Origin of the sequence: Aureimonas sp. D3 (assembly GCF_001463805.1) — a bacterium.
GTDB classification, from domain to species: Bacteria; Pseudomonadota; Alphaproteobacteria; order Rhizobiales; family Rhizobiaceae; genus Aureimonas; species Aureimonas ureilytica_A.
In genome coordinates this window covers 1-12025 of record NZ_BBWM01000069.1, presented here as the reverse complement: position 1 = coordinate 12025, position 12025 = coordinate 1, and the positions used below count along the sequence as shown (strand labels likewise).

The following is a 12025-nucleotide window of genomic DNA, read 5'->3' as shown; positions in this document are numbered from 1 at the left end:
TGAGCAGCGATGGTCCGCGACCATCATGACCGGGCGGAAACGTGCCGGGCTGCCGCTTCGTTGGCTGTAGAAAGACTTTCGGCGAAGGATGCGCCGGCGGCGAGAGAGCGGACGAGGGCGCCGACAAAGGCGTCTCCGGCTCCGTGCGTGCTCACGAGACGCACGGGTAGGGCTTCGAGCGCAACGGGCGCATCGCCGGACCGAACGCCCGCGACACCTGCCCCTCCGGCCGTGACGACCACGCCGGGAAAGCGTGTCGCAAGCTCCTGAGCCGCGGCGGTCGCAGACGCCAGGTCGGTGACGGGGCGTCCGCAAAGCTCCTCGGCCTCGATCGCGTTGACGATCAGCACGTCCACCAGCGCGGCAAGCTCGCCTGGGAGTGCCCGGAAAGGGGCCGCGTTGAGGCAGACGATCGCTCCCGCTTCGCGCGCGGCTTGGGCGGCGGCAAGATTGACGGCATCCGGCACCTCGTTCTGGAGGATCAGGGCCTTGGCGTCTTTCCAGAGATCTGCCTTCGAGAGCGAAGCGGTGTCGATCTTCAGATTGGCGCCCGACACGATCACCGCGCCGTAATCGCCTTCGGAATCCGAGATGGCAACGCTCATGCCCGAGCCGATACCGGGCAGGGTGGCGACACGTGTGGCGTCGACGTCCGAGTTACCCAGAGCGGCCAGAAGGAAGCGGCCGAATTCGTCGTCGCCCACGGCACCCGCCATGCGGACTTCGGCGCCCGCCTTGGACGCGCTCGCAGCCTGGTTGCCGCCCTTGCCGCCGAACTTCGGCGCCCAGGCGTGGCCGGTCACCGTCTCGCCCTTGCGCGGCCTGTCCGGCGCGTCGACCATGATGTCGTAGTGCAAGCTGCCGACGACCACGATCACGGGTTTGGCGGGAGTGCTCATGTGTTTCGTCGCTTGGTTTTGACGGCCCCCATTGTGGCCGCGAGGTTGCGTTCCGCCGCCTTGAGGTCGCGCTGGGCGACAGCTGCGAAGACGGCGTCGAGAATGATGAGCTGGGCGACGCGAGCGGCCGCGTTCTCGCCCAGAAGCGGCGAGCCCTGCGCCGTCGAGCAGAGGACGACGTCGGCGATCTCGGCGATCGGCGATGTCGCGTAGTTGGTGAGCGCGATCGTGCGCGCCCCGCGCTTGCGGGCCAGTTCCAGCGGTTCGAGGACCGCCGTGGTCTGGCCGGAATGCGAAAAGGCGATGGCGACATCGCCTTCCGTCAGGAGCGCCGCCGACATCAGCATCATATGCGCGTCGTCGAAGACACTGGTGCGCACGCCGATGCGCAGGAACTTGTGGGCCACGTCGCGGGCGATCTGGGCGGAGCCACCGATCCCGTAGAGGTCGCGCTGCCGGGCGGCGAAGATGAGATCGGCGGCACGCTCGAAGGCTTCGGGGTCGAGGATGGAGAGCGTTTCCTCCAGCGCATGGATGGAGGTGCGAAAGACCTTCTGCGCGATCTGGGCTCCGCTGTCGTCGGGCGAGAGTTCCTGATGCAGATCGGCGGTGGGCAGGCGATTATAGTCGGCAATGCCGGCCCGAAAGTCCTTGAAGCCGGAGAAGCCGAGCTTCTTGGCGATCTTCACCAGCATCGCCTCCGAGACGCCCGCATCCTCGGCCACGCTCTTGAGGGCGGTGGTCTCGTCGAAGTCCCGGCGGCCGAGGATCATCTCGACTACCCGGCCTTCGAGCGGCGTCAGTTGCGGCATCATCATGCGGATCCGGGGACCGATGGTCCTCGGATCGCTGAAACTCATATTCATCCCCGTCCCCTGGTCGCGCGGTCGATCAGCATGGCGACGAGGATGATAAGGCCGGTGGCGAGGAGTTGATAGAACGCCTGGACATTGAGAAGCGTCAGCCCGTTGCGCAAGCTCCCCAGGATGATGGCGCCGAGGATGGTGCCGACCACCGAGCCCTTGCCGCCCATCAACGAGGCACCGCCGATCGCGGCCGCCGCGATCGCGTCGAGTTCCCAGAGATTGCCGAGCGTCGGGTCGGCTGCGCCGAGGCGTCCGACGAGGATCAGGCCGGCGATGGAGGCAAGGCCACCGGAGATGACATAGGCCGCGATCTTGGTCATCGCGACCGGCACGCCGGCGATGTGCGAGGCCTCTTCGTTGCCACCGACCGCCAGGAAATACTCGCCGAGCGGAGTCTTGTTGAGGACGACCCAGACGATCAGCGCCAGGATGGCGACGAGAACCACGGGGGTCGGGACGCCCAGGATATCGCCGTTGAAGAGCGCCCGGAACGCCGGCGGAATGCCGAAGATCGGATTGCCGCCCGTATAGATCAGGGCCGAGGCCCGGTAGAGCGAGAGCGTGCCGAGCGTGACGATGAAGGGCTGGAGCCCGCCATAGGCGACGAGCGCCCCGTTCACCGCGCCCGCCGCCATGCCGAACAGGATCGCGGCGGGAATGGCGATGACGATCGGAGCGCCGCCGACCATCAGGGCGGCGGCGGCGACGGCCGCGATGGCGGCGGTCGGGCCGACCGACAGGTCGATGCCGCCCGAGATGATCACGAGCGTCATGCCGAGCGCCACGCAGGCATTGATCGAGGACTGCTGAAGGATGTTGAGGATATTGCGTTCGGTCAGGAAATTGGGGCTGAGCGCGGCAAAGACGCCGACGATGACGAGAAGTCCGATGAGGGTGCCCGCGTCGCGCAGGCCGAAGCCGAGCTTGAGGCCGCGCTTGGGGGCGGCGGGAAGGCTGTCGGTGGAGGTCATGAGCGTCACTGCCCCGAACGGGAGGAATGGGAGGAGGAGCGGGCCGACTGCGGCACGGCGAGGGCGACGATCGCCTCCTCGCTGATCGCGTCCCGCGCCAGGATGCCGGCAACCGCGCCTTCGCGCATGACCAGAACACGGTCGGAAACGCGCAGGATTTCGGGCAGCTCGGAGGAGACGACGATCACCGATCGTCCTTCGGCGGCGAGGCGCTCGATCAAGGCGTAGATCTCGGCCTTGGCGCCCACGTCGATGCCGCGTGTCGGCTCGTCGAAGAGAAGGATGCGGGCGCCCGCGGCGATCCAGCGACCGATGATGGCCTTCTGCTGGTTGCCGCCGGAGAACTGGCCGATGGGCCGCTCGACGTCGAGCGGGCGCAGGTTCATGTCCTGCATCAGCTTGAGACTCTCGGCATGGAGGGCTCGGCGGCGCACGAAGCCGGCGCGCGAGAAGCGTCTCATCGAGGAGAGCGCGATGTTCGAGCGGATCGAGCGGCGCGCGACGATGCCGTCGCGCTTGCGCTCCTCGGGCAGGAGACCGAGCCCGGCCCGGATGGCCGTGCGTGGATTACCGAGCGCCAGAGAGCGACCTTCGACACGGATCGATCCCGCGTCCGGCCGATCGACCCCCGCGACGAGGCGCAGGAGTTCGGTGCGCCCGGCGCCGACCAGACCCGAAATGCCCAGCACCTCTCCACGCTTGAGCTGGAAGCTCGCGCCCTTCACCGCCCCGCCGCGCGACAGGTTTTCCACGTCGAGCACCACGTCGTCGGTCGCAAAGCCCTTGTGCTCGGCATGGGCCAGCTCGCGCCCGACCATGCGTGAGACGACGTCCGCTTCCGTGGTCTCGGCCATGGCGACATCCGCCACCTTGCGTCCGTCGCGCAGGATCGTCGCCGTGTCGCAGACGCGGAACACCTCGTCCATCTTGTGACTGACATAGATGATCGAGACGCCGCTCGCCGAGAGGTCTCGGATCAGAATGGCCAGACGGTCGAACTCGGCCGGGGTCAGGCTCGATGTCGGCTCGTCCATGGCGATGATCTTGGCATCCTCCATCAGCGCACGCGCGATCTCGACGATCTGGCGCTGGGCGACCTTGAGGGTGCGGATGGGCGCGGCCGGGTCGATCGAGGCATCGAGGGGCGCGAGGGCTTGCCTCGCAGCGCGCTCCTGCGCCCGGCGGTCGACAAGAAAGCCGCCGGCCATGCGCAGGGGGCGGCCGAGAAACATGTTCTGAGCGACGGAGAGCTCGGGAACGTGCTGGAGTTCCTGGTGGATCATCGCGATCCCGGCGCGCCGGGCGACGAGCGGCCCGTGACCGGTCACGCGAACACCGTCGACGGAGATCGTCCCGCCCGTCGGATCCATCACGCCGGACAGGATGCGCAGGAGCGTCGACTTGCCCGCGCCGTTCTCGCCGAGCAGCCCGTGCACCGAGCCGCGCCGGACGCTCATCGACACGCCGTCCAGCGCGCGCAATGTTCCGAAACTCTTGCTGATATCCGTCAGGGTCAGGCGTTCAGCTGATAATGTGGTCATGGCGCTCCCTCCCGGAGACGTCGTGAGGGGTCGGGGCCGCGATGGCGCGGCCCCGATCGGGCGATCAGTTGGCGGACTGCTTCATCAGCACAGCGCGCAGGGCATCGCCCTTCACCGCGAACGTGTCGATATTGTCCTTGGTGATCAGCGCCTGCGGGGTGGAGACGACGCGCGGCAGGTCCTGCTTGCCGACGAGGCGCAGGGCGACTTCCATCGCGACTTCGCCGGTCAGGACGGGGAAGGAATCCACCGTGCCGGTGAGATCGCCGGCCTTGATCGAGGCATAGGCGTCGGAGATGCCGTCCGTGCCGAAGACCACGACCTTGTCCTTGAGGCCGGCGGCCTTCACGGCCTCGACCACGCCGAGCGCCATGCCGTCATTGTTGGCGTAGATGCCGATGAGGTCGGGGTTCTGCTGGAGGATCGTGGAGGCCGCGTCATAGGCGACCTGGCGGTCCCAGTTGCCGGGAACGCTGGCGACCACAGTGAACTTGCCGTCCTTGGCGATGGTCTCCGAGAAGCCCTTGGTGCGCTGGCCGGCGGCGAAGACGCCCGCCTGACCTTCGATCACCGCGACCTTGCCGCCCTGCGGGCGGTTCTTCAGGAACCACTGGGCCACCCGCACGCCGTTGTCGCGCTGCACGTTGCCGACATAGTGCCGGGCGCCCGGGATCACGGCGTCGTTGACGTTCACGACCGGGATGTTCTGCGCCTCGGCGCTTTCCAGCGCGGGCTGAAGGTTGTTGTCGGTCTGCGGCGAGAGGAGAAGCGCGGAGAAGCCCTGGCTGATCAAGTTCTCGGCGATGGAAAGCTGGCCGAGCTGGTCGCCTTCGCTCTGGGCGGCCTGATAGACGACCTCAACGCCCGCCTTCTTGGCATAGTCCTGATAGCCCTCGCCCAGCGAGCGCCAGTATTCGTTGGTGAGCGTCTTGGACACGCCGCCGACGCGCGTGCCAGAGGGGGCTGCGGGCACCGCGCCGAACTTGGCGTCGAGCTGCGACCACTCGATGCGGTTGGTCTCGGTGTCGGAGTTGAGGGGGGCGAGCGTCTGCGCGAAGGCGGTGGTGCCGAGGAGCGACAGGGCGCAGCCGGCCACGAGGGCCTTCAGTGAAATGGTCATCGGTTGGTTCCTCCCGTTGGAAACTGGCCGGGCAGGTCTCGCGGCCCGGCGCGCGGTTCGTCCGTCAGGCCGAGGCGATCAGTGCCGCGTTGACGATGCTCTGGCTGGCGACGCCGTCCTGACGGCTCTGCGCCTCGCCCAGCCGGTTGTCGGCGTCGAGGCGGTCGGCAACGGACAGAAGCCGGTGCACGGTCTCGATATTGGTTTCGCACTCCGCCACCGGGTCGAGGCCTGAGGCGTCGGGGAAGGTGTCGAAGTAGAGCGCGCCCTCATAGCCGTCGCGGCGGATCTGGCGCAGCAGTTCCAGCGTCGAGCGCAGGTGAACCGCGCCCACCATCAGCCCGTCGTCGCGCTTGGCGTAGCCGTCGTTGAGATGGACGCCGAGGAGCTTGGAGCGGCGATGGATGAGGTGCGCGGCATAGGCGGGCTGCTCGCCGGCATAAAGCGCATGGGCGAAATCGAGCGTGACGCCGAGGTTGGGCGCACCGACATCCTGGATCGCGAGCAGCGTCGTCGCGCAGTCGCGCAGCAAAGCGTGAGCGCGGGGCTCGTCCGGCTTGTACTCGATGGAAATCTGACAGGCCGGGTCGTGCTCGGCGACCTCGCGAATGCCGTCGATCTCGAGATCCCAGGCCTCGGCATAGTCGAGCTGGAAATTGTAGTCGAACCCGTCCTGGCCGAGCCAGAGCGTCATCAGGTCGGCACCCATGGCGCGCGCGGCATCGACGCCGCGCTTCGTCATGTCGATGGCTTCGCGCCTCACGGATTTATCAGGATTTGTGAAGGCGCCGAGCTTGAAGGCGGGGTTGGTGTAGTAGCGCATCGCCAGACCGTTGACCGACAGGCCAAGATCGTTGATGCGGCGGCCGACCGTCGCGGCGTCATCGGTCACATGGTCGGGGAAGTTCAGGTCGACATCCGTCAAACCCTTCGCAGTTGCAGCACGTTCAGCCATCTGCATGAAGGTCGGCTTGCCCGAAAGGTCCGGCCAGAAGAGGTGAGGCGCGGAGCCGAAGGAATTGAGGCGGGTGGCGAATCGGGAAAGGGTCATAAGAGCTCCGCTGGATTGGCGCCACTTTACGAATTCATAAAAATTCGTCAAGTGATCTGTCTACTTGTGCGCCAGAAGATGCGGTTGGCGTCGGCAGCACGGGCATGGTCTCCGTTGCCGATAGCGACCCGGAAGGCCAGCCTTGCCGCAGGGCGCGCATTGGAGCCGGGCAGGGGGCGATATGGGGAGAGGCGTTGGCCGGGCCTGCCGTCGCTACGCTCGCGACGATTGGTCCCATCAGTTCGAAGCGGTCCGGAAGGGCTGATCCGAGGCCCGCACCCAGTTCGAGGCGAAGATCGCAGAGGTGTTGTCCATCGCCGCTATGCGCGATCCGAGGTCCGGAAAGTGCATGTCGCGAAGCGAGAGCTGTTCAGCTGCGTGGTCCGCATGCTGTCCAGCCGACACCAGGTCTTAGATCGCGGATGCCAAACTGGAGCGGTCGGCAGTGCCCTCGCAGAAGACGAGGATCGGGTCGGGCGCGTCGCACATCACGCCCGCAATCTCCCGTCATGTCAGACATCGTCGGGACGGCACCTGCCTGGATATCCGCAACGAGCAGCGCACCCACCACCCCAGCCGAACTCTACCGGGGCGTGTCCGTCTCTATACCGTTCGGCAATTCGGATTGCTGTCCGCCGCGTCCGCTCCATTTGTATGCCCACCTAAAGACGTCGGTTTGCAGAGATTGGCACGTGGTCGCGACGGGTACCGTCCTGCGACCTCGACAACCTCTCGAGCGCGGCGCTGGCAGACGGAGCGGTTGCGGCCATGGACAACCTATCGAACGACAAGACCAACACCGAGACCCACAGGATGGAGGGCAAGTGCCCGTTCGGCGGCGACCGGATCGGCGGAGCCCAGGGCAGCCCGCCAACGCTGGAGGCCTGGTACCCACACCGCCTGCGCGTCGAGGTGCTTCATCAGAACGGTCTCGCCGCCGATCCTCTCGGCCCAGACTTCGACTACGCGGCCGAATTCAACAAGATCGACCTCGCCGAGCTGAAGCGGGACATCAAGGCCTTTCTGACCACTTCCGTCGCGTGGTGGCCCTCGGATTACGGCAATTACGGCCCGCAGATGGTCCGCATGGCCTGGCACGCGGCGGGCACCTACCGCATCGCCGACGGGCGCGGCGGCGCGGGAACGGGGATGCAGCGCTTCGCGCCGATCTCGTCCTGGTGGGACAACGGCAACACCGACAAGTCGCGCCGCCTCCTGCAGCCGATCAAGCACAAGTACGGCAACGCCCTGTCTTGGGCCGATCTGATGGTGCTGACCGGCAATTGCGCGCTGGAGATCATGGGTCTTCCGACCTACGGCTTCGGCGGTGGGCGCCTCGACGCCTGGGAGGCCGACAACGCGACCTACTGGGGACCCGAAGTCCTCGACATGGAAAAGACCGACGACGTTTCGAAGATGACCGCGCGCGACAAGCGCTGGCGCGGCCAGAACGGCGACCCCGACTACGACCTCGAGAACCCGCTCGCCGCCTCCCATCAGGCGCTGATCTACGTCAATCCGGAGGGCTCCAACGGCGACGGCGACCCGATGGGCTCGGCACGCGACATTCGCATCACCTTCACCCGCATGGCGATGAACGACGAGGAGACGGTGGCCCTCATTGCCGGCGGTCACGCCTTCGGCAAGAGCCACGGTATGACACCCACGGGCGAGATCGGCCCCCCGCCAGAGATGGCGCCCATGGAGGCGATGGGCCTCGGCTGGCACAACCCGCGCGGGACCGGCCATGGCAAGGACACCATGACCAACGGCATCGAGGGCTCCTGGACCCCCGATCCGACGCGCTGGGACAACAGCTATCTGGAGAATCTCTTCCGCTTCGAATGGAAGCAGACGAAGAGCCCCGCCGGCTCGATCCAGTGGACGCCGGAAGACCCTGACGCGCCGAAGACCCCCGACGCCCACGTGGCGGGGCAGATGAACCCGCTGATGATGATGACCACCGATATCGCGTTGAAGGTGGATCCCGAGTACCGCAAGGTCTGCGAGAAGTTCCTCGCCGATTTCGATGCTTTCACGCAGGCCTTCTCCAAGGCCTGGTACAAGCTGACCCACCGCGACATGGGCCCCCGGCACCGATATCTCGGCCCCGAGGTGACGATCGAGGACGGGCTCCTGTGGCAGGACCCGCTGCCCGAGCGCGACTACGATCTCGTCGGCGAGGCCGAGATCGCCGATCTGAAGGCACGCATCCGCGACACCGGGCTTTCCGTCTCCGACCTTGCCTTCACGGCCTTCTCCGCCGCCTCCACCTATCGCGACAGCGACAAACGCGGGGGCGCGAACGGCGGCCGTCTGGCGCTTGAGCCTCAGAGGAGCTGGGCCGTCAACCGCCGCACCCTGCCGGTGGTCGAGGCGCTGCGCGGCGTCATGGCGGCGTTCAACGAGGAGCGCGGCGACGGCAAGCGCGTGTCGCTGGCCGACCTCATCGTGCTCGGTGGCTGCGTCGCCGTCGAACGGGCTGCGGGCGAAGCGGGCGGCGAGCTCCGCGTGCCGTTCACGCCGGGCCGCGTCGACACCACGCAGGATCTCACCGATATCGAGATGTTCACCTGGCTGAAGCCGGTGGCGGACGGCTTCCGCAACTATGTCGATGAGGGCTTCGGCGAGATCGCGAGGGGCGTCTCGCCGGAGGAGATGTTCCTCGACAAGGCCAATCTGATGAAGCTGACGGCGCCCGAATGGACGGTCCTGACGGCAGGCCTGCGCGCGCTCGGCGCCAACCACGACGGTTCGCAGACGGGCATCTTCACGGACCGTATCGGCACGCTCTCGACCGACTTCCTGCAAAACCTCCTGAGCACGGAGCTCGAGTGGCACAAGCTCGACGATGCGGCCATGACATTCGCGCTGGTTGACCGCGAAACGGGTGAGCAGCGTTTCACGGCCTCACGCAACGACCTCGTGTTCGGGTCCAATGCCCAACTCCGTTCGATCTGCGATGCCTATGCGGGCCGCGACGGGGAGGAGCGTTTCCGGCACGATTTCGTGCGCGTCTGGGACAAGGTCATGATGCTCGATCGCTACGATGTGAAGGGCCACCGCCGCCACGCACCGATGGCCGCCTGATGACGCGGGGGCAGCAGGCGCACGCTAGCTGCCCCTTCGCCCGAATGGCGCCTGGATGCTCGCGGTGGCCTGCACGCCACGCCTGACCGGAACACCGGCGCTGCAGGCGTCGGGGCCTCAAGCGTCCAGTGACAGAAGGCCGGGACCCGCCAAGGTCCCGGCCTTCTTTCGCTCCTGCCCCGGGGGGCATACGGAAAGGCAGATGGGCCGCCGTCCCGAGGAAAGGGTTGGCGTTCTCCCCGAGGCGGCGAGCCGCGGTCAGCCCTTGACGGTGAACATGGCGACCATGCCGGCTGCGACGTGACCCTTGATGTTGCAGATCAGCTCGTAGGAACCGGGCTTCAGCTTGACCGTGAGCTTGCCGGACTGGCCTGCCTTGAGGTCGGACACCTCGCCCATGCTCATCAGCGACTTCTCGTCGACGCGGTTCTTGGCGGGATCGACCTTCAGAGTTTCGCCTGGCTTGTCGAGCTTGATCACGACCATCTCGTGCGGTGTGTTGGCCGCGACGTTGGCGACCTGGAACGTCACCTCGCCCGCCGGCACCTCGGTCTTGTCGAGCTTGATCGCCATCTGGCCACCACGCTCGCCCAAGAGTTGCACTGAGACCGTCTCGGCGGCGAAGGCTGAGACGGGACCGAGCAAGGCGAGGACGGCGGCAGTTGTAGCAAGCTTCGCAAAATTCATTTTCGTACTCCGATTTTGAAGGCTCGGTGTATTTGCGCCGATCTTCGTAGGGAGAGTATTGTAGGAGTGGATATTGATTGACAACTCGGGGAACTATACGTGTCTGTAACTTATCGCAGCGATCGTTCCAGCGCCGGACGGCCGCGTCCGCTCCCTCTCCCCACGCGTCTGCTGCATTGGCTGACGGCCGGTCTTCTCGTCGTTATGTTCGGGCTAGCCTGGACCTTCGATGCGCTGGGTCCCAGCGACACCAGCGCGTCACTCGTCGCCCTGCACCAATCCTTCGGCCTCCTGATCCTGCTCGTTGTCGCCGCGCGCATCGTCTGGCGCCTGACCCACCCGATCGAGCCGTTGCCCGGCGACACGCCGCGTTGGGAGATGCGTCTGGCGACGCTGGTGCAGGCCGCGCTCTATACGCTCCTCGTCGCCATGCCTGTTGTCGGCTGGTACGCCTCGGCGCTGTCGGGCGATACGATCCGCTTCTTCGGGCTAGCGCTGCCCGATCTCGTGGCCATGAACGAGGATCGGAGCGACCAGCTCTTCGAGCTTCACGGAGCGATCGGCTGGGCGATCCTTACGCTCACCGCCTTGCACATCGCCGGCGCCCTGAATCACCAGTTCATCCGGCGCGACGGCCTCCTGAACCGCATGCGGATCTGGTGATGAACGAGGTGGAGCCGAGCGTGAGCCGCATCGCTCGGGAACGCCCGGCAGAGACATCCTATACGCTTTCGTATAACCGCAACCCGTTCGTTGCTCGCCGGCTCGTGGTTGTCTCTCGTCCAGCAAGACAACCTTATGCGCACGACGCTCCCGACAGCCTCCCTTTTTCTGGGCGCCCTGTCCGGCACAGCCCTTTCCGCGCTCGCCCAGGTGCAGGCGCAACCCGCGACCCCGGCGATCGCGAAGATGGTGGCGCAGCGCCACTTCACTCAGCCAGCTTTTGTATGGAGCACGAGGTTGCCGAGCGCGCTGGTGGCGACGGCTACCGCGCTGGTTCCGATCGCCACATGGGCGAGGTGATGCCGACGATGTAGACGAGGGGCGGGACCGCGAGTGTCGAGCCGCCGCCGAACAGACCAAGGACGAGGCCGCCCGAACTCGTCGAGGCCGTTAGCATGACGGGAGCGGCGGTTAGGCATCCGCCTCCTGTGCTGCCCTGACCGACGGGGTCGCGTTGCCGCGATCCAGCGTCAGGCGGAACAGGAGCATCCCGACGACCATCGCCGCGACGAAGACGAGCGCAGGTGTCGGGACCAGTCCGATCGCGGCGAGCGCGGGACCGGGACACAGGCCGACGAGTCCCCAGCCGAGGCCGAAGATCGCGGCGCCGGACAGAAGCCGGGTGTCGATGTCGCGGCGCGTCGGGATCTCGAAGCGCGGGGCGGCCAGCGGTCGTCCCATGCGCCGGGCAAGAGCGAAGGCGGGTGCGGAAACGAGGATCGCGCCGCCCATCACGAAGGCCAAGCTCGGGTCCCAGGTCCCGAACACATCGAGGAAGCCGAGGACCTTCTCCGGGACGACCATCTGCGAGACGACAAGCCCGACGCCGAAGACGAGGCCGGACAGGAGGGCGAGAAAAATGCGGGCCATGGGTCAGGCTCCGAGGACGTGGCGGACGATGAAGACGGTGGCGGCAGCGCTCGCCATGAACGTCAGCGTCGCGGCGATCGAGCGGCCCGACCCGCGACCGATACCGCAGACGCCGTGACCGCTGGTGCAGCCCGAGCCGAGGCGGGTGCCGAAGCCGACGAGGAGGCCGGCGAGCGCGACGACGGGAAGCGTCTTCCCCACCTGCAC

At 66.7% G+C, this 12025-nt stretch carries 11 protein-coding genes and 1 pseudogene; 2 read left to right on the top strand and 10 right to left on the bottom strand.

The window, feature by feature from the left end:
- Positions 1–23: 23 nt before the first annotated feature.
- From AUL36_RS20880 to AUL36_RS20855, 6 genes are all read right to left on the bottom strand, one after another.
- A complete protein-coding gene (locus AUL36_RS20880) occupies positions 24–899 on the bottom strand; it encodes a ribokinase (protein WP_062223908.1) in 876 nt (291 codons plus the stop codon).
- On the bottom strand, positions 896–1765 hold the full coding sequence (locus AUL36_RS20875; protein ID WP_058598529.1) for a MurR/RpiR family transcriptional regulator: 870 nt from the start codon (positions 1763–1765) through the stop codon (positions 896–898). Before AUL36_RS20875 ends, AUL36_RS20880 begins: the two co-directional genes overlap by 4 nt.
- Complete coding sequence (locus AUL36_RS20870) at positions 1762–2736, bottom strand: ABC transporter permease (RefSeq protein ID WP_058635030.1); 975 nt, start codon at positions 2734–2736, stop codon at positions 1762–1764. The genes AUL36_RS20875 and AUL36_RS20870 overlap by 4 nt, the downstream gene beginning before the upstream one ends.
- A gap of 5 nt (positions 2737–2741) precedes the next feature.
- Entirely contained in the window at positions 2742–4277 is a 1536-nt protein-coding gene (locus tag AUL36_RS20865) for a sugar ABC transporter ATP-binding protein (RefSeq protein ID WP_062223906.1), read from the bottom strand.
- Positions 4278–4341: 64 nt separating this feature from the next.
- Positions 4342–5397, bottom strand: a complete 1056-nt coding sequence (locus AUL36_RS20860) for a sugar ABC transporter substrate-binding protein (protein ID WP_058598532.1) — start codon at positions 5395–5397, stop codon at positions 4342–4344.
- A 64-nt stretch (positions 5398–5461) separates the two neighbouring features.
- Positions 5462–6448, bottom strand: a complete 987-nt coding sequence (locus AUL36_RS20855; RefSeq protein ID WP_058598533.1) for a sugar phosphate isomerase/epimerase family protein — start codon at positions 6446–6448, stop codon at positions 5462–5464.
- A gap of 768 nt (positions 6449–7216) precedes the next feature.
- On the opposite strand from AUL36_RS20855, the gene katG reads away from it, so the two are divergent.
- Positions 7217–9538: a catalase/peroxidase HPI gene (gene katG, locus AUL36_RS20850; protein ID WP_062223903.1), complete on the top strand. Its 2322-nt coding sequence runs from the start codon at positions 7217–7219 to the stop codon at positions 9536–9538.
- A gap of 258 nt (positions 9539–9796) precedes the next feature.
- Here the strand turns inward: katG and AUL36_RS20845 are convergent, their stop codons facing one another.
- Positions 9797–10225 (bottom strand): plastocyanin/azurin family copper-binding protein, encoded by a 429-nt coding sequence (locus tag AUL36_RS20845; protein ID WP_062223901.1) that lies wholly within the window; start codon positions 10223–10225, stop codon positions 9797–9799.
- Between the two features lie 99 nt (positions 10226–10324).
- On the opposite strand from AUL36_RS20845, the gene AUL36_RS20840 reads away from it, so the two are divergent.
- On the top strand, positions 10325–10888 hold the full coding sequence (locus tag AUL36_RS20840) for a cytochrome b (protein ID WP_082655984.1): 564 nt from the start codon (positions 10325–10327) through the stop codon (positions 10886–10888).
- A 272-nt stretch (positions 10889–11160) separates the two neighbouring features.
- On the opposite strand, the pseudogene AUL36_RS25030 reads toward AUL36_RS20840, so the two are convergent.
- The 3 genes and pseudogenes from AUL36_RS25030 to AUL36_RS20825 all read right to left on the bottom strand — a co-directional run.
- Positions 11161–11345 (bottom strand): annotated as a pseudogene (locus tag AUL36_RS25030) (hypothetical protein); the annotation flags it as partial.
- A 14-nt stretch (positions 11346–11359) separates the two neighbouring features.
- Positions 11360–11818, bottom strand: a complete 459-nt coding sequence (locus AUL36_RS20830) for a YeeE/YedE family protein (RefSeq protein WP_062223894.1) — start codon at positions 11816–11818, stop codon at positions 11360–11362.
- A 3-nt stretch (positions 11819–11821) separates the two neighbouring features.
- A partial coding sequence (locus AUL36_RS20825; RefSeq protein ID WP_156418512.1) for a YeeE/YedE family protein occupies positions 11822–12025 on the bottom strand: 204 nt, incomplete at its 5' end.

Excerpts from the sequence above, each read along its gene's own strand:
- AUL36_RS20880 (WP_062223908.1), bottom strand. The coding sequence starts at position 899 with ATGAGCACTCCCGCCAAACCCGTGATCGTGGTCGTCGGCAGCTTGCAC.
- AUL36_RS20875 (WP_058598529.1), bottom strand. The coding sequence starts at position 1,765 with ATGAATATGAGTTTCAGCGATCCGAGGACCATCGGTCCCCGGATCCGC.
- AUL36_RS20870 (WP_058635030.1), bottom strand. The coding sequence starts at position 2,736 with ATGACCTCCACCGACAGCCTTCCCGCCGCCCCCAAGCGCGGCCTCAAG.
- AUL36_RS20865 (WP_062223906.1), bottom strand. The coding sequence starts at position 4,277 with ATGACCACATTATCAGCTGAACGCCTGACCCTGACGGATATCAGCAAG.
- AUL36_RS20860 (WP_058598532.1), bottom strand. The coding sequence starts at position 5,397 with ATGACCATTTCACTGAAGGCCCTCGTGGCCGGCTGCGCCCTGTCGCTC.
- AUL36_RS20855 (WP_058598533.1), bottom strand. The coding sequence starts at position 6,448 with ATGACCCTTTCCCGATTCGCCACCCGCCTCAATTCCTTCGGCTCCGCG.
- katG (WP_062223903.1), top strand. The coding sequence starts at position 7,217 with ATGGACAACCTATCGAACGACAAGACCAACACCGAGACCCACAGGATG.
- AUL36_RS20845 (WP_062223901.1), bottom strand. The coding sequence starts at position 10,225 with ATGAATTTTGCGAAGCTTGCTACAACTGCCGCCGTCCTCGCCTTGCTC.
- AUL36_RS20830 (WP_062223894.1), bottom strand. The coding sequence starts at position 11,818 with ATGGCCCGCATTTTTCTCGCCCTCCTGTCCGGCCTCGTCTTCGGCGTC.